This is a genomic window from Paenibacillus lupini, from assembly GCF_011761355.1.
Taxonomy (GTDB): Bacteria; Bacillota; Bacilli; order Paenibacillales; family Paenibacillaceae; genus Pristimantibacillus; species Pristimantibacillus lupini.
In genome coordinates, this window is sequence record NZ_JAASRW010000003.1 from 90,192 (window position 1) to 107,751 (window position 17,560).

The 17,560-nt window shown below is 48.2% G+C and carries 16 protein-coding genes and 1 pseudogene; 7 read left to right on the forward strand and 10 right to left on the reverse strand.

Annotated features, from left to right (window positions below; all coding sequences use genetic code 11):
* The first annotated feature begins 18 nt into the window (after nucleotides 1-18).
* The 3 genes from FHS17_RS10050 to FHS17_RS10060 are packed head-to-tail and all read left to right on the forward strand — an operon-like array spanning nucleotide 19 to nucleotide 3,519.
* The gene (locus FHS17_RS10050; protein WP_167278290.1) at nucleotides 19-918 is read left to right on the forward strand and encodes an ABC transporter permease; all 900 of its coding nucleotides are present in this window, start codon (nucleotides 19-21) and stop codon (nucleotides 916-918) included.
* 11 nt (nucleotides 919-929) lie between these two features.
* The gene (locus tag FHS17_RS10055; RefSeq protein WP_167278291.1) at nucleotides 930-1,802 is read left to right on the forward strand and encodes a carbohydrate ABC transporter permease; all 873 of its coding nucleotides are present in this window, start codon (nucleotides 930-932) and stop codon (nucleotides 1,800-1,802) included.
* Nucleotides 1,803-1,833: 31 nt separating this feature from the next.
* Complete coding sequence (locus FHS17_RS10060) at nucleotides 1,834-3,519, forward strand: extracellular solute-binding protein (RefSeq protein ID WP_167278292.1); 1,686 nt, start codon at nucleotides 1,834-1,836, stop codon at nucleotides 3,517-3,519.
* A 335-nt stretch (nucleotides 3,520-3,854) separates the two neighbouring features.
* On the opposite strand, the gene FHS17_RS10065 is transcribed toward FHS17_RS10060, so the two are convergent.
* From FHS17_RS10065 to FHS17_RS10085, 6 genes and pseudogenes are all read right to left on the reverse strand, one after another.
* Nucleotides 3,855-4,274 (reverse strand): SRPBCC family protein, encoded by a 420-nt coding sequence (locus FHS17_RS10065; protein WP_167278293.1) that lies wholly within the window; start codon nucleotides 4,272-4,274, stop codon nucleotides 3,855-3,857.
* 54 nt (nucleotides 4,275-4,328) lie between these two features.
* On the reverse strand, nucleotides 4,329-4,646 hold the full coding sequence (locus FHS17_RS10070; protein WP_167278294.1) for a metalloregulator ArsR/SmtB family transcription factor: 318 nt from the start codon (nucleotides 4,644-4,646) through the stop codon (nucleotides 4,329-4,331).
* A 17-nt stretch (nucleotides 4,647-4,663) separates the two neighbouring features.
* Nucleotides 4,664-5,086, reverse strand: coding sequence for a DoxX family protein (locus tag FHS17_RS10075; RefSeq protein ID WP_167278295.1), 423 nt, complete (start codon nucleotides 5,084-5,086; stop codon nucleotides 4,664-4,666).
* Nucleotides 5,087-5,392: 306 nt separating this feature from the next.
* The gene (locus FHS17_RS10080) at nucleotides 5,393-6,481 is read right to left on the reverse strand and encodes an S-layer homology domain-containing protein (protein WP_243865287.1); all 1,089 of its coding nucleotides are present in this window, start codon (nucleotides 6,479-6,481) and stop codon (nucleotides 5,393-5,395) included.
* Nucleotides 6,482-6,640: 159 nt separating this feature from the next.
* Nucleotides 6,641-7,057 (reverse strand): annotated as a pseudogene (locus FHS17_RS31225) (cohesin domain-containing protein); the annotation flags it as partial.
* Between the two features lie 115 nt (nucleotides 7,058-7,172).
* A complete protein-coding gene (locus tag FHS17_RS10085; protein ID WP_243865288.1) occupies nucleotides 7,173-9,359 on the reverse strand; it encodes an amidase family protein in 2,187 nt (728 codons plus the stop codon).
* A gap of 727 nt (nucleotides 9,360-10,086) precedes the next feature.
* Between FHS17_RS10085 and FHS17_RS10090 the strand changes: the two genes are divergently transcribed.
* Together FHS17_RS10090 and FHS17_RS10095 are read left to right on the forward strand one after the other, a co-directional pair.
* The gene (locus FHS17_RS10090; protein ID WP_415639900.1) at nucleotides 10,087-11,646 is read left to right on the forward strand and encodes a DUF1565 domain-containing protein; all 1,560 of its coding nucleotides are present in this window, start codon (nucleotides 10,087-10,089) and stop codon (nucleotides 11,644-11,646) included.
* A gap of 124 nt (nucleotides 11,647-11,770) precedes the next feature.
* Nucleotides 11,771-12,199 carry a hypothetical protein gene (locus FHS17_RS10095; protein WP_167278297.1) on the forward strand — a complete coding sequence of 143 codons (429 nt, stop codon included), beginning with the start codon at nucleotides 11,771-11,773 and terminating at the stop codon, nucleotides 12,197-12,199.
* Nucleotides 12,200-12,347: 148 nt separating this feature from the next.
* Here FHS17_RS10095 and FHS17_RS10100 read toward each other — a convergent pair whose 3' ends face one another.
* Nucleotides 12,348-12,986, reverse strand: coding sequence for an HD domain-containing protein (locus tag FHS17_RS10100; RefSeq protein ID WP_167278298.1), 639 nt, complete (start codon nucleotides 12,984-12,986; stop codon nucleotides 12,348-12,350).
* A 32-nt stretch (nucleotides 12,987-13,018) separates the two neighbouring features.
* Nucleotides 13,019-13,666, reverse strand: coding sequence for an FMN-dependent NADH-azoreductase (locus tag FHS17_RS10105; RefSeq protein ID WP_167278299.1), 648 nt, complete (start codon nucleotides 13,664-13,666; stop codon nucleotides 13,019-13,021).
* 191 nt (nucleotides 13,667-13,857) lie between these two features.
* Here FHS17_RS10105 and FHS17_RS10110 point away from each other — a divergent pair, with 191 nt between their 5' ends.
* Entirely contained in the window at nucleotides 13,858-14,370 is a 513-nt protein-coding gene (locus FHS17_RS10110) for an Rrf2 family transcriptional regulator (RefSeq protein WP_167278300.1), read from the forward strand.
* A 145-nt stretch (nucleotides 14,371-14,515) separates the two neighbouring features.
* Here FHS17_RS10110 and FHS17_RS10115 read toward each other — a convergent pair whose 3' ends face one another.
* Entirely contained in the window at nucleotides 14,516-15,049 is a 534-nt protein-coding gene (locus FHS17_RS10115) for a DinB family protein (RefSeq protein WP_167278301.1), read from the reverse strand.
* 67 nt (nucleotides 15,050-15,116) lie between these two features.
* The gene (locus FHS17_RS10120; protein ID WP_167278302.1) at nucleotides 15,117-16,064 is read right to left on the reverse strand and encodes a helix-turn-helix transcriptional regulator; all 948 of its coding nucleotides are present in this window, start codon (nucleotides 16,062-16,064) and stop codon (nucleotides 15,117-15,119) included.
* Nucleotides 16,065-16,328: 264 nt separating this feature from the next.
* On the opposite strand from FHS17_RS10120, the gene FHS17_RS10125 reads away from it, so the two are divergent.
* A complete protein-coding gene (locus FHS17_RS10125; RefSeq protein WP_167278303.1) occupies nucleotides 16,329-17,549 on the forward strand; it encodes an ABC transporter substrate-binding protein in 1,221 nt (406 codons plus the stop codon).
* Nucleotides 17,550-17,560: the final 11 nt, after the last annotated feature.

Genomic DNA, 17,560 nt, shown 5'->3' on the forward strand with positions numbered 1-17,560 from the left:
CTCGAAAGGAGGGAAAACATGAAATCAGCATCTAAGTTCAAAAAAAATGTGCCTCTTCTGTTGATGTTCGCTCCGGCACTTGCATATTACTTGATTTTTAGATACTTGCCAATAGGAGGGCTGATCATCTCCTTTGAGAACTACAACTTCTTTGATGGGGTGTTCCACAGTCCTTGGGTAGGCTTTAAAAACTTCGAAATGCTATTCAGCAATGATAAAACGCTTCGGATTATATGGAATACACTTTGGCTGAGCGTGCTCAATCTGGTGGTAGGGTTCCCGGTACCGATTGTCCTGGCACTCATGATTAATAGCGTTAGACGTACATGGTATAAAAAATTCGTCCAGACAGTCGTTTATCTGCCCCATTTCTTCTCCTGGGTTATCGTAGGCGGCATGGTCATCACACTGTTCTCGATGGAATCCAGCTTCCTGAACCATTGGATTGAAGACAAATACGGCGAACCGTATCCGTTCCTGTACAAAACCCTCTCCTGGGTCACGATCTTTGTAGGCTCCGGTGTATGGAAGGAGATGGGCTTCAGCACCATTATTTATCTGGCAGCTCTTACATCCATTTCTCCAGCACTTTATGAAGCGGCTTCGATTGACGGGGCAAGCAAATGGAAACAAACCTGGAATGTTACGCTGCCAGGAATTAGAGGCACAATCATCTTAGTGCTAATTCTCTCCATGGGACGAGTCTTAGAGGTTGGTTTCGATCAAATCTACAACCTTCGTAACGCAATGGTATCCGATATTTCGGAGGTTATTAGTACTTATATTTATACACTTGGTATTCAGGGTGGACAGTTCAGCCTGACAACGGCGCTAGGCCTGTTCGAATCGGTTGTAGCCTTTATTCTTATTTTGGCCGCAAATCTGTTGGCTAAGAAGTTCGATAACAATTTGTTCTGAGGTGAGCGAGGATGAGAGAATCTACTGGAGATAAAATAACAAGAATAGGGATTTCGGTTCTCCTGCTGCTCATTTCGATCTCGTGTCTAGCACCGGTGATCAACATTCTGTCCATATCCTTCAGCGGCAAGCAGGCCGTTGAGTCAGGCAAAGTATTGCTCTGGCCCATCGATGTCACGCTACAGAGCTATTCGGCTCTTTTTGAAGGAACGCGGGTGCTGGCCTCACTTTGGAACGGGGTTGTTATGACAGTTGGCGGCGTCATCATCTCGATGGTCTTTACCATCTGTGCGGCTTATCCGCTGTCGAAGGGCTATTTCTACGGCAGAAGAACCTTTACGCTGATGCTGCTGTTCACGATGGTCTTCACCGGCGGCTTAATTCCTACTTATCTGGTTGTGAAGAGCCTCGGTCTGATAGACTCGTATTGGTCGATTTGGATGCCAGGGGCGGTCAGCACGTATAATATGCTCATTATGCGTTCTTACTTTGAAGGCATTGAACCGGAGATTGAAGAGGCGGCACGAATTGACGGCTGCAAGGAAATGACTTTGCTGTTCAGGATTATTCTTCCTTTATCCATGCCGGTCATTGCAACACTAGTCCTGTTCTATGGCGTAGGCTATTGGAACAATTTCATGAACGTACTCATTTATATCAACTCGACCGAAAAATATACAATTACCGTTCTTATTCAGCAGATGATTGCAAGTCAGTCCTTGCTGACCGAATCGCTTGCGAATGATACGACTGCTCTGGCACTTGTGCCTGAAGGAATCAAGTCGGCTGGTATCATTGTACTGATTCTGCCAATGGTTCTAATCTATCCGTTCTTGCAGAAGTATTTTGTAAAAGGTGTCATGCTTGGGTCTGTGAAAGGTTAACTTTACATTATGGCGATGGGGGAATAGATATATGGTAAAGATGACGAAGAGAAATGCTTTAATAGCAGGTACATCGTTAACACTGCTTGCGGTTCTGGCAGCTTGCGGAAATAATGACAATACGAATAACAGTGCACAGTCCGGCGACAGTGGCAGCGGTAAAAAGCCAACGATCAGCGCAACGGTCTACGACCGTGGATTGATTGCAGCGTCCGAAGGCACGATGGAGAAAAACCGCTGGACCAAGTGGATTAACGAGAACGGTCCAACGAATGTGAAATTTACGGCTGTTCCACGGACAGAGTCAAAGCAAAAGCTGAATACACTGTTTGCATCCGGCAGTGCACCGGATCTGATCTTCGAATTCGACCCAAATATTAAGAACCCGCTATATGATCAGAAGCAGCTGATGCCGCTGGACGATATGATCAACCAATACAGCACGACTTACAAGAAGCTTCTGGAGGACAATCCGGCTCTGAAATCAGCAGCTACCAAGTCGGACGGGAAGATGTATGAGTTCGGCAAGTTAAATGAAGCAATTCCGCAAAATGTTATCGTTATTCGCCAGGACTGGCTGGACAAGCTGAAATTAACAACTCCGAAAACAACCGAGGAGCTGTATCAGGTGGCGAAGGCATTCGCTGAGCAGGACCCGGATGGCAATGGCCAAAAGGATACGTATGGTTTGAATATCGGCCCAGGTATTACGGATATTTTCGGCGGAACTGGCATGAATAACTCCTATGTAGACGAAAGCGGTAAGCTGGTGCGTACATGGGATAACTTCGAGCAATACATTGCTTTCGCTAAACAACTGTATGATGAAGGAATTATTGATAAAGACTTTATTACCGACAACAACGGAGCAAAGGCTCGCCAGGACTTCCTGAACGGGAAGACAGGCATCTATTTCGTACAGGCAAACACGAATATGTGGAACCGTCTGTGGATTACGGATTATGCGACGTTGAAGGCAAACGTACCAAGAGCAGATCTTGAGATTGTACCAAATCCAAAATCTCCGCTTGGCCAGTACACAGTCTGGATTAACAATCCGGTGCAGCTGACAGCGGTTGTGAATCGCAATGCTAAGGATCCGAAAGCGATTATGGAATATGTCGACTTCCTGTCAACACCTGAGACTGGCAGAACGCTGACGAACGGCATTGAGGGCGAGCATTGGCAAGCAGGGGCAACCGGCTGTCCGAATCCAATTGATCAAGAGAAGAACAAGACGGAACTGGGCTACCTGGGTCAAGACTATAATATGATCTTCTCTGTTGTAAGCGGCGGCAAATGTTCGTTCATCGCAAGCAGCTTTAATCCGGATAAGCCGGATGAGAAGCTCGCGAAGGATAAGTTCAAGGAAAACATGGAAATTCTCTATAACATGATTGATCAAGGTGCCAAGTTCCCTGGCCTGACACACGTAGAGCATTTGCCTACTGTTCCGCAAGACCTGCTGGTGGACCAACAGAATGCGACTACTGAGATTGGCAACCTCACCACGAAAGCAATTGTAAGCGGCGCAAGCTATACACCTGAAAAGGCTATAACCGAGATGCAAGGTCTTTGGAAGAAATACAATGGTGAGAAGATTGATGCGTTCTACCAAGAATGGTATACCGCGAATAAAGATACCGTGCTGATGCCGGATGATATTTTCCAGATCGTGAAGGATCAGAAGACAATTCAAGAAGATATCTTGAAATAGGAAAGTGTGAAAACAAACAGCCCCCGGGGAGCGTGATGCTCTCCGGGGGCTGTTTAGTTTAATGCTTTAAATCGTACAACGCGGACATCTAACCACTTAAACAAGGCAGTTACGTTGGATTTCCTCCACTAAAAATAAGCCAAAAAGGAGAGGAGGCGCGGTGCTACGTTGGATTCGATCCAGTAAAAATGGCTGAGAAGAGCCATGTCGGACGAAATAAACTGATTATCTTGTACACAATCCAACGTAACCCAAGCCGCTGGTCAAATATTCCGCATTTGGCTGCACATAATCCAACGTAGCCCAAGCTGCCGAACGCTCACACCCTAATCACCTTAAGCAACGACCTTTTCAAGCTCGCCGCACCATTTGCTCCAGCCATATTTAGCCCCATTAACGGCCTGAACATTAGCGAATCCGGTTTGTTCGAGGTGAAGATTGATCTTGCCGTCTCCCAGATCCTGCAGCGTCCAGGTAACGGTGTGCTTCATACCTCCGCTGTTCCATGTGTAGGATATCTGGTTAGGTGCGTCCACCGTAAGCACCTCGCCGTCAATAATGCCATCCCAATACTCCGATGGTTGCGTACGGAATTGAAAATGGTATCCGACCTCGGGCTTGAAGTTATTTTCCATCGCTTCGCCGGTATGGATGTTGGCCACCCACTTGCCAAGCTTGCTTGAATCGGTCAAGGCAGACCACAGCTTCTCGATTGATGTTTTGTATTGAAAATCCAGGGATAAGGCTAAACTCATTGTACTTCCTCCTATAAATAGTTATGAAAGAATAAGTAGCTTCGTAAGCATACGCTACTCTAATAGCTCGTTCAAGCGTTTCATATTCGTACTCCAGGACTTGCTGTAGAAAGCTACCCAATCTTGAATTTCTTTGATAGGGGAGGCGTTAAGCCTGAATCGCGTTTCTCTGCCGACTTTTCTGTCCGTCACCAGCCCGGCCTCCTTAAGAATGGCCAAATGCTTGGATACCGCTGTCCGGCCTATCGGAAACTGTGCTGTGATTACGTGCAGCGGTATCTCTTCCGTCTCTGCTAATAGTCGAATCAGCTGGCGCCGGGTGGGATCTGCAATGGCGTCAAATACATCCCGAAGCGGATTTTCCTCATTCACGCAAGTTCATCACCTCCTTAAAGCTTGCGGCTCTCCGGACGCAGCGCCCACGAGGCGATATTAAGAGCAGCGTAGAAGAGCGGAAGGATAACATTAAACCCGCCATCGCCGTAATCGTGATCAAGCAGGTGAGAGAAAGCTGCGCCCGTCATGAGGAAGAAGATTCCGGCGTGGGTCCATTCTTTCAGCCGCGGAAATCGCGGCGCGAGAATAGCAATCACTCCCAGCAGCTTCCAAATCCCTAGAATTTGCATGATGTATAAGGGGTAACCCAGATTCGTGACAAGATCCACATTACCTCCTAATTCCATCAACTGCCCGAGACCACTTAACGTAAGAGCTCCCGCGAGTAGTGCTGTTACTGACCAATAGGCAATCTTCTTTCCTTGGGGCGTGGCGTTAACTTTTGCGGTTGTTACCGCTGCGATTGTTTTGCTCATTTTTGTTTCCTCCTCGAAATGGGCTTTAAGTTTATGCAAGCTGCATGAGTGACTGATTTTTAATCCGACACCATTTGGTGTCTGTTTACGATTTTTAGTATATGACACCATTCGGTGTCATGTCAACGGCGTTTTGAATATAATTTGTAAAAAATTCTAGGGGGGTATTGTTAGAGGGGGGGTTCGCGGATTCGCTCTGGGGCACGAATGACTGCTTTGCATGCAAATAAACGCAAAAACGGAAGGGAACCAGGTTCCCTTCCGTTTTTGCTGAAGCTCCGAATCGCCGTGAATCGGAATTACAGCTTATTTCATAACCCCGTAAATCATTTGCGCGGCTTCGGCGCGGGTGGAGGTGCCTAGCGGGAAGAATTGACCATTCGCCCGTCCTTGAATGAGACCAAGAGATGCGGCCTTCTTGACGTTATCCAGCGCCCAAGCGGAGATGGTGGCTTCGTCCTTGAACGGTTCGGCCGCCGCAACTGCAGGCTTGCCGTTCAGCAATTCGTAGCCTCGCATCGCGATCGTGACCATCTCCTCTCGGGTAATATTGGCGCCAGGTGAGAACGTCTTACCGCTTACGCCTTGAACGATACCGGCTTTATAAGCGGCGGCAACGTCATCCGCATACCAGGCGCCCGTGGGAATATCCGTGAAGGCAGGCGTTCCTTCCGCCTTCAAGCCAAGCGCCCTGACGAGTATCGCCGTAAATTCGGCGCGGGTAATGCTGCGGTTCGGCTCGAAGGTAGAGGCTGTCGTGCCGGTCACGATCTGCTTCGCGAATAGCTCCTTGATTACGCCGGAAGCCCAATAGCTGCCGGGGACATCGGAGAAATTCTTGTCGATCTCGAGTACCGCGTAAGAGCTGAAATGCGAGAGCTGCGCGACATATACGCCATTCTCGTACGTCCCGCCTACGAACTCGGGAGTTCCGCTATCCGGGAGATAGAAGATGGACGCCAGCTTCGGATTGATTGAGGCGTCAACCGGCAAACGAAGCGTCACAGGCTCGCTGAACTGGTGCAGATCGTAGGATGTGCCGTCCGCCGCAATCCTTTGCAGCTTCAGCTCATAGCTGCGTCCGCTCAGCTTGATATCCGTTCCGAGTGCTGGCGCACCGGCGACGGGTTTGACGGTCAGGGAGATGGAGCCGCCCTGCAGCTGCGCAGCGATCAATCCTTTCTTCAGCTCGGTGAACACGCCCGCCGGAATTTCCAATACAGCTTTGCCGGAGGTGACGACGTTCAGCTTGGCTTTCCCGAGCAGCTCGTCCGTATTGGCCGGCAGCTTGATTACGGTGGCCGATTCCGGCACCGCGATTGTAGCATGGCCCGTGCCGTCTGCCTTCAATTGATCGGCCGTCACATTAAACGTACCCGCTGATTCAACGGGCAAGCCGCCTCCCGAACCACCGGAACCGCCGGAGCCACCGGAACCGCCCGAGCCACCGGAACCGCCCGAGCCGCCCGATGATCCGATCTGAATCGAGGTGCCGTAATGGTCTTCAACGGTACTCGAAGTAAGCCCTGAATCGACGAGCCGGATTTTTCTGACCTCGACGTCGGCCTTTCCTTTGGCAGCTGCCTTGAAGGTAAAGGAAGCCAGATCGAGCTCGCCGCTGTCGCCGGGCGAGACTCCCGATTTGGTGTGGGCGAACACGAGATGGGATTCGCCTCCGCCGTCGGCGACGACTTGGGCAGGAGTGCTGAAGCCGACAACGTCCGTCTTCTCGCTGCCCGTTTTGAACGTCAGCAGATCGGAATCGTAGTACACATGTAATTCGTAGGCATACACATCCTGCATCTCATTTCCTTTTACCGTCATGGTAACTTCGTCGCCGCTGTTCAGGGTGCCTTTGTCGGATGTCACGGTAAAGGAGGGTGAATCGGCCGCGGCCAATGCATATTGTGGTACGAGCATGGCTATCGCTAAGCAGATCGTCGTAAGTAAGGAAAGTCGTTTACGCGCCATAACAGGTTCGTCCTTTCTCGTATAGTAAAACGCCGGCGAATGCGGAAGCGGGGGAAGAGGCGAAGGGGGACATGTTCTGTCCGCCTCTCCGCTCTACAGTCACGTTCCTTGGATCTTATTTGCCGGACAAAGCTGGAACCGAATTCGGCGCTACGCGGTGATGCGTCGCTTGTTCGTAAGCATAGCCAAGCTTGATCAACTCGCCTTCTTCGTAAGGGCGTCCGAGCAGCTCGATGCCGACCGGCAGGCCGCTGGACACGTATCCGGCCGGAACGCTGATAGCGGGGAAGCCGGAGAAGGGGCTCAGTCGGTTGGCATTGCCGGAGCTTGAACCCGCAGGTCCCGTAGTCGAAAGATACAAGATCGCGTCAAGATCGTTGCTCGCCATCAAGCTGAGCAGCGACTGCTGGGTTGTGCGCGTACGGAACAGCACGATATCCTTGTATTCCTGTGTATCGAGTGACTCGACGTTGTTGCGTGTATTCAACGTACTATTCAGCGATGGAAGGAAATCGCTGCCCGAGTCAATGATGTCCTTCAGCGAATGATAGCGGACCACAGCCGGGTCGACCATCCGCGCGTTGGACAGGTAGTCGTTCAGGTTGAATTTGAATTCATAGCCGCTGAGGCTTGGGTATTTCATGATATCGGCGACGCTTGGGATGTTGACGCCGATTACTGTTGCACCTTGATCCCGCATATCCTGAGCGGCGTTATTCAGAAGACCAAGCGCTTCCTGGTTGGTTCCGACAACGCTGCTATCCAGGACGAGGCCGATGCGTGCGCCTTTTAGTCCGTTTTTGTCCAAGAATTTGGTATAACTGACCGGTTTCTTGCCGAAGCTGCCGGCCGTGACGATATCGTTCGGATCATAGCCGCTGACCGCGTCGAGCAAAACGGCGGCGTCGGATACCGTTCTGGCCATCGGTCCGCCGACGTCCTGCGACAGCGCGAGTGGGATAATGCCGTCGCGGCTCGTCAATCCGATCGTCGGACGGATGCCGACAATGCTGTTCCATGACGAAGGGATGCGGATCGAACCGCCTGTATCGGTGCCGAGACCGGCTACGCCAAAGTTGGATGCAAGCGATGCGCCTGTACCGCCGCTGGAGCCGCCCGGATTTTTTTTCAAATCGTAAGGATTCCACGTTTGTCCGCCCAACGAACTGTTCGTGTCCGTGTTAATCGCGAATTCGCTCAGGTTGGCCTTGGCCAGGATGATCGCTCCGGCATCCTTCAGCTTCTTGATCATGAAGGCATCGCTGACCGTCTGGTTATCCTTCAAGCAGGTACAACCGGCGCTCGTTGGCATGCCAAGGGTGTCGTAGTTATCCTTAACGATGATAGGGATGCCGTGCATGAGACCGCGCGGGCCCTTCTCCTTGCGCTCGTCGTCCAGCGCTTTCGCAGTCGCCAACGCATCCGGATTGATCGTAATGAGGGAATTGATGTCATCATCGAATTCGTTGATCCGGTCCAGGTACATCTGAACGAGCTGCTCCGAAGTCAGCTTGCCTGCGGCAATGGCGTTCTGAATACTCATGATATCGGCTTCCATCAGCTGGAACGGCTGGCCGTTGTCGTAGAGCACCTTTTTGCCCAAGGAAGCTAGGTCCTGCAGATCGATCGTGTTGTCCTTGTTGAAATCGCCATTAGCGACTTTAGGCCAGTTCGGGTCATCCGAATGAATGCCGAAGTATTTGATCAGGACGGAGAGATCGCCGACATCGATGACGCTGTTGGCGTTCAGATCACCCTGGGCGGCGTCGGTAATTTGGACGGCCACCGATTCCTCCGGCGTTTGAACCGTGCTGCCGTCGTCCATGCCGAGCTCTACGGTACCGCTGATTCCGCTAAGGTCCGTGGCGGCGTTGGCTTTGAAAGTCAAGGTAAGGATGGAGCCGACAGTCGTCAAGGTTCCCGTTGTATCCGTTGTTACAATGGTGACCTTGCCGGTCTCGGCGTTTACGCCGGCAATGCTGACTGCCGAGTTGGCCGAGGCAGCGGAAATGTAGTCAAACTGAGCAGGGTCATATTCGAAAATGAATTTTCCCGCGGTCGCATCGCCGGTCGCGCCCGTTAACGATACGGTTACGTTGAAGCTGTCACCAACCGAAGTGAGCACAGGGCCGGATAGCTGAACCATCGCAGTTGGCGCCTGAGCTTGAGTCTGTTCCTGAACGAGAGACGTGCTCGTCGAAGCGTTGGCGTATGCGCCGGTTGTGTTCAGGAGCGGAGTGGAATAGATAAGCATGCTGCCCAGCAGCAGAAGACTGGTAAATTTAATAATCGGTTTAATCATGGCGTCCTCCTTGGATTGGCACAGGCCAGTCTATTAATGTCAAATATAATAACTTGGTAGATAAAATTGCTTAAGAAATCTCTATAATATCTGACATTAACATTACATAAAATGTTCCTCCCTTGAATCTCTCTATCAGTCTATCGCTTATATTAGTTATGTTAGCTAAGTAAATCAAACCGATAGAAAGCTGAAGAAACCGCTTAAATGCTATGTTTTATACGTTTTAATCGTTTTCTCTTGAGTGATCTCTTTAGAGTGCAAAACCTATAATATAAATGTTAAGTTTTATAACATTAATATTTAAGGGCTTCAATGAAATTAATAGAATGAGGCTGGAACGCCATTGATTGGGTTTTTACTAGGTGAAATTCAACGTAAGGCGAGAAAGAGGGTCAAACGAGGCAGGCGATTATGCTGGACAATATCCAACGTAAAGGAGGAATCAAAAAACCAAAAAAGGAGCTGCCGCTGATAGCTACTCCATTTTTTATTAATCTAAAGGGAAGAATTAGAGTACAACAACCGAAGGGAGTGTTCAAATGAAAAGAGGAATCATACGGATAATCATATATTGCTTCCGGGAGAAATGACTGGCTCGGTCGTTAATCGGTTAATTGGAACTTAAGATCCTTTATCCGAATGGACGTAGTATAATGAAAAGAAAACATTAAGGAAAGGCAAATCCATCTCCATGCGACTCAAAAGTATATTACTCATTCTAGGTATGGTAGTTATAACTGCAACTGTAGTCATTATGATGGGGCAATTGATTGCTACTTCTACATCTACTTCTACATCTACATCTACTTCTACTTCTACTTCTACTTCAACAGCCGCTCCCACCTATTATGTAGATTCCAGGGGCAACGATAATAATGCGGGCACCAAAAAGTCGCCTTGGAGAACTCTCCAGCATGCAGCAGACGCAGCAAAACCGGGCAGCACGGTGTATGTAAGAGAAGGCGTCTATAATCAAAAACTAAAAATAACCCGCTCCGGCTCAGCCCGGGGTGGTTCGATCACGTTCTCAAACTTTCCGAAGGAAAGGGCAATCATTGATGGAAGTGGACTTTCTGTCACGGGACAACAAGGCATTGTTGAGATTGAAGATGCCAGCTATATTACGATAAAGGGGTTTGAAATCCGTAATTTTATCACAACAAAAACAGAGCAATTGCCTATAGGCATATATGTCCACGGCTCAGGAAGCTATATTAAGATTCTGAATAATAAAGTACATGATATCAAAAATACCGCTGCACCAACCGGCAGAGACCTGCTTGGCCGGGATGCTCACGGGATCGCTGTGTATGGTACTGATGCACCCGACTCCATTCATCATGTAACGATAGAAGGGAATGAACTTTACAAGCTTGTACTTGGTTCAAGCGAGTCCCTAGTTTTAAACGGCAATGTCGATACTTTTTCCGTGATGAACAATCTCATTCATGATAATGACAATATCGGCATCGATCTCATCGGCTTCGAAGGAACAGCGCCGCATCCATCCTACGATCAAGTGAGAAACGGATTAGTCAGTGGCAATACAGTATATAACATTACATCCAACTTCAACCCGTCTTACGGTAAATCACTTCCTAACAATAGCAATGCGGCAGGCGGTATTTATGTAGATGGGGGGAAAGACAGCATTATTGAACGAAATTATAGTTACAAGAACGACATTGGCATTGAAATTGCCAGTGAACATGCAGGGAAATCCACAAGCGATATTACCGTGCGAAGCAACATCGTCCACAGTAATCGGTATACGGGAATAACGTTAGGCGGCTACGATAGCGAACGAGGCGCAACTATAAATTGCAAGATTATCAATAATACCTTATATCAGAATAATTCGCTGAATGACGGCAGTGGTCAAATTCTGCTACAGTACGATACCAAGAATAATATGATCACAAATAATATCATCTTTGCGGACTCATCGAATGTCTTCATCTATAACGAATACACGAAAAACTCGGAAAATGTGGTAGACTACAATCTTTATTACGCTCCCGGAGAAGTTTCGAAAGCAACTTGGATTTGGAAAAACAAGGAGTATGTCGGTTTCCACTCTTATAGGACCAGTACCCGAAATGATGAACACTCTATATTTGCCGATCCTAAGTTTGTGAATCAAGCGACAAATAACTTCCACCTTAAAGCTGATTCTGCGGCAATCGATGCGGGTAGATCTTACAGTTCGATTATCAAAACCTTGGACATCGACGGTCAAGGAAGGCTACAGGGAACATCAATTAACATAGGGGCAGATGAGTAACGGGCAGTAGTGCTGCTCTTGTCCTGTGACTGTTTATTGGACGTTTCTTACTCTACGGACTTAAAAACAACCCAACATATCGAAAACCTATATTGACTGCCAAGTACGAAAACATGCATGTAATTTGAGGACTGATGCGGCGGCGGTTAAGCTTGCGACTGCTCAACCGAGCGCCAGTGAAGCTCCAATTCAGCTTGAACAGCTGAAAGCATTGGATATTAAAATTGATAGTGATAACGTGAAAATTAAGATCGAGCTCGAAAAAGAAGAATCGAAGACCGAGTCCAAGGTAGAAATTAAACTTGGCGAGGATCAGAAAAAATATCTAACAGGCAGTGAAGCGACTCAATTTATTCAGCTTACGAAACAAGAGCAGAAAAAAGCTTTGATTGCACAGAAAAAAGCGCTGCAGCAAGCCTGGCAAAAGGCTCATAAAGAGCAGCAAGCAAAGAAGCAGCAGCAAAAGCAATTGGTTCGCAGTGATCGGGATCACGACCATGAAGGCGATCATGGTAAATACGATAAACATGAAGAGCATGATGATAAGGACTAATCACAAACTCAAATAAAAAGGCCCCAAACGGGGTCTTTTTTTTCGCTCCGATGGGGCTTTTACAAAAGAGACGAGGTTTACAAAGTAAATATTGTAATCCTCGTCTTTTTAACTTTTTAGCTATCTTTCACGCAGAGAGTCATGTCTACTACTCATCCCAACGGGAATGAAGAACGCTATGACAGAAATTGGGCCTTTTAAATCCCGGAAGCAGCATCTCGCACACGTCGGCGTTAATCGTGCCGAAAGTGGTTTCCGGTTTGTGCTTAAAGCCTTCCAAGAAGGCATGCAGGATCCCATGTTTGAAATTGTCGCGAGGAAAATGTTTGACAACTTGCTCCCGCGCTTCTGTTGAGATGAGATCGAAGTTCTTCCCTACGACATCGTATCCAACGCCAAAATTCATAAGTGCAACTTCGGCTTCCTTATATTCGACTATTCCTATTGTGCTATGAAGAGCTACAGCATCCCAAGCCAGCCGAATAAACTCTTCCGGAACGCCGCGGCTTTTAAGAAAATCACGGACAGCATTAGCTCCATCGACCTCAAAGCGTTTGTCATCGCTCCGGAATTTAGGGGTAAGTCCGATATCATGAAAAAGCGAACTAATATAAAGCAATTCAGGATCATATTTGATTTGATTAAGATTACCCTTCATAGCCGCAAACAAAAATACCCGGTTCGAATGGTTCCACAATAGATCGTCGCCATGCTCCCGCAATAACTCAGCTGCTTCAACAGCTAGCTTACTATCGGGAATCTTGATATCTGCAATAAAATTGGACATGGATTATTCCCCTCTCTTCCAAATCATTCACTTCAAGCAATTACCTTATTTGCTAGACGTGCTGCTGCTTCTTGGGCTTCTTTTTTTGCTTTTTCCAGCACATCCGTTTTGTCCATCACGTTTGTGCCTTGCGCCCGAATGATCTGATAATCCTCGATGCCGAGGAAGTTAAACATCGATTTAAGGTATTTGTGTGAGAATTCGTTATCCGTGTACCAGTCGTTATTCGTGTAAATGCCGCCGCTTCCTTGAATCACGAGTAAACTCCGGCCGTCAGTCAATAAGCCTACGCCACCGTTTTTCGTATATTTGAAGGTCTCGCGAGCGATCATGATGTTATCCATGTAATCCTTCAATCGGGAAGGAATATTGAAGTTGTGAAGCGGCATGATAATGACATATTTCTTTGCACTTTTGAACTGCTGCAAAATGTCATTCATCTTGCCGGTGACGCGGTTCTCTTCGTCCGTTAACTCTCCGCCGGAGGCTAATTTATCCCAAGCGCTTAACACGGTACTGTTTAATTCCGGGATTTCTTCACTATAAAGATCGATTTGCTCAATCGAATCGTTGGGATTCATCTTGCGGTAATTCTCAATAAAATGATTGCCGACTTGAAGGCTGACAGAAGCAGGGGAATCCACAGTAGGATGTGCATTGATAACAAGCAGCTTTTCCATTTTTCCACTCCTAAAATATATATATTATCATATTGGCGACAAAATTAATCGTCGATATAATTTGACTATAATATACGACCTCTTGTCGGCGAAGTCAAATCCATTTTTTATGGCAAGCCCAAGGTTGACAATAGGCGCGGTTATCTTTAAATTTATTAGTATTTACCCATGCAAAAATGGGAGGAGTCATTATGCAGTATAGTGTCGGAGTAGAATATGCATTGCATTGTCTAGTTTACTTAATTCCAAACGAATCAACGATTGGTATCAAGGAACTTGCATTTTTTCAAGGCATTCCAGAGACTTACTTATCCAAGATTTTCACAAAACTTACTAAGGCGGGTATTATTTCGTCGGTTCCCGGCGTTAAAGGCGGATTTAAACTTGCACGCGATCCGGACGATATTTCCTTTTGGGATATAGTCGAGGCCGTGGAGGGAAAGAAGCCGATTTTTCAGTGCCAGAACATAAAGGATAAGGGCTATCTCTATCGCGACCGCGATTGTTCGGGCTGTGAAGTATCCACGAGTTCCTGCTCGATTAATTTAGTAATGCTCGAAGCCGAAGAGACTATGCAGAATTATTTGCGAAGTAAGAAATTGTCTTGGCTGGAGGAAGAGTTGGATCGTGTTTTGCCTGCGCAGACACGCAAGGAAACGCGGGCGTTCTTTGCGAAGGGCAATTCCATAAACGCAAGCGAATAGAGGCAATGCAAGCGGACTAAATATAAAACAAAAAACAAATCAGCGTTCCCATATTAGAATGGTAACGCTGATTTGTTTCCGGAAGGCCCAGTAAATTGCTAAGCGTGACACGCATTCATGGACAGAAGCTCTTATCGTCCGAAACTCAGGCTCCTAGGGCTTTCAGCCGTTCCAGCTGCGAGAGATGATGCCTGTAATGCATCTCCACTAACAGGAACCACTCTTTTGCGTTTAACGCCCCGAAATTAGGATGGGGGACTGTATTTCCTTCGGGTGCTTGATTCAAAGTGGGCTCGGTACGTTTCATCCGTTCCACTACGCCTTGAAGTCCTTCGATCAACTGTTCCATACTCTCCGGCTGACTCGGTGTATATTGAGGCGAAGCCGGGACTCGTATCCGAATGGGTGGAAAACTTCCAAGCTCGAAGGCTTTCTTTCCGTTCTCTGTTTTTTTCCCGGTGCCCTCGGGCGCCGCATCGCTTCCTGCGATACATTGATCCACGTTGCGTAGATGCAAGTTTTGAGCAGACCGGATTAAATGGACATACATTTGGCCGATCGACCAATCCTCCTCGCTTGGTTTTGCAAGTAACTGCTCCATATTGAAGTTACCCAGTTCATCTATATACCGTTCAACCGCTGCCTCAAACGCCTGCAATGCTTCCGTTGTGCTTCTCATATCAACAACACTCCTCATTTGTTTCGGGATAACTCCACTATAAAAAAACACTCCTGACAACAGTGTGTCAGTAGCGTTTTAACATTTTTTCGGCCTCTTCCCGAATGCGGTTGCGTAAGGACTCCGGTTCTAGAACCTCAGCGGCTCCTCCCCAGCTGAGGATAAGATGCAGCAGCTCCTCCGGCGTTCTAACGCGAAAGCGGACCAACAGACCATCCTTGTGCTCCTCAGCGGATTCGAAGTAGAAATGACCAGTCTCGGCGATTTTATCGGCGATTTCCGGATTAGCTCGGATCAGCACATGTTCGCTGCGGTCGTCGCGCGGACGGTAACTGCTGAGGTTAAACCCGAGCGGCAAGGCAAATGGTTTGTCGAGCACGGCTAGTTCTGTCATGCGCGACAACCGGAAATGACGGATGTCCTGCCGCAGGTCGCAGTGCCCGATTAACATCCAATGGCCTTGAACGAGCGCCAGTCCGTACGGAGAGACCTCGCGCTTGCTCTTCCGATTGCCGTCCGGCTCTGGTGTGTTTTTCTTGTACGAAAAGCTTATTTTTCGCCGATCTAAGATGGCGCGTCGAGCTAGACCGAGATTGTCCTTTTCCCTTAAGCCGGTTTTTGGTTCGCCAGCGTGAAGAAGCTTCATCGTTTCCCGAACCCGCGCCGACTCATCCCGCACCGGCTCCGGCAGAATCGCTTCAATTTTACTCCTGGCAGCCTTAGCCACTCTTCCGTAATCGCCATCCAGCCGCTGTTCGATAAAATCAGCACCCATTAGCAAAGCTACCGCCTCTTCAGCCGAGAACCCGATTGGTGGTAGAAAATAGCCTTCCATTAAGGAATAGCCGTGACCCGGAGCTCCAAAGATCGGAACTCCCATTTCGCTCAGAGCTTGAATATCTCGGTAGATGGTCCGTACGCTTGTCTCGAACAATGCGGACAAATCCTCCGCTCGCACTACCTTGCTCCGCTGCAGTTCAAGCATGATCGCGAGCTGCCGATCGGTTTTGTTCATTTTGATTTCCCCCGGGCATCCATCTTTGAAGTCTATTATATCTAATATTCAAGCTGGACGTCAGCACGCATACGGTTTTCCAGTGAATCACTCAAATGAAGAAAAACTTTCATAACGTGAAAAATAATAGTTTTTTACTAAAACTCCACATAGCCGTAATATGCCACTTACAATTGAGCACTATGATCTTCCTTGAGAGAACAAACATACGAGGATGAGGCCATAACCATAGAGAGCCCATCTATCTAGGAGGAAGTTATCCTTATGTTCATGTCGAAGAAGAAGCCAGCTCTGGTCCTGCTTACGGTCGTATCCGCTATGACGATCATGTCCGCTTGTGGGGACAACAAAAGCTCGAACACGTTATCGAACGCTGTTCCAGCTAACACAGAAAACAGCACCAATGCGAATGCCTCGGCGGCACCAGCCGAACAGTCAACTGCTCCAGCAGCAGAGTCGCTTGATGAACTATATGCGAAGGCGAAGGAAGAGGGCAAAGTGATTGTCTACTCCACCTCGGGCCGTGCGAACGACGCAGCCGAGACCTTCATGAAGCAATACCCGGAGATCAAAGTGGAAGTGAGCAAGGTTAAGTCCGACGAGATGATGGACAAGGTGACGAAGGAGCAGGACGCAGGTCAGTTCAACCCGGATGTCATTATTACGAAGGAAGTAAGCGGGGCGGTTGAAGAAGAGATGGTCATGCAAGGCCGCTACCTTAAATACCTGCCGGAAGAGATCGCACCAATGGTGGATGAGCCTTACCGCACACAAGCAGAAGCTTACGCCAACTATGTGGAATTCCGCACGCTTTTCTATAACGAGTCTACATACTCGGCACCTCCAGTAACAAACTGGTGGGATCTGACGACTCCTGAGTTCAAAGGCAAAGTGTACACGGCTGATCCGCTCAGCTCCCCAGCTTTCATGGACTTGTTCACGACGATGGTCATCAATAGTGACGACATGGCGGCGGCTTACAAAGAGAAGTTTGGTAAAGACATTGTCTTGAACGGGACGGAAAATGCCGGCTACGAGTTCATCCAAGAGTTGTTCGATAACGGTCTGATCGTCCTCAAAGGCAGCGACGATGTACTTGATGCGATTGGCAAAACAAAAAGCGACGCCCTCGGCCTAGCCGTATCCGGCGACGTATCGAAGAACGAAGAGAACGGCTGGACGATCGCGCCGATCTACGATATTAAGCCAAAGACGTCCGTTCCGGACTCCGGCTACTTCTTTATTGCCAACAAAGCGCCGCATGAAGCGGCTGCGAAGCTGTTCATCCGCTGGATGATGGGCGAGAAGGACGGCACGGGCGCTGGTCTAGATCCGTTCAACGAAGTAGGCTCATGGGTTCCGCGCTCCGATGTGAAGACGAAGAATGATATCTCATTCGAAGATCTAAACCTGTGGCTGTTCGACGGCGATAAGCTGTATAACACCGCTCCGAAAGTACGTGACTTCTGGATTAAACAAAAATAATGGCAGCAAGG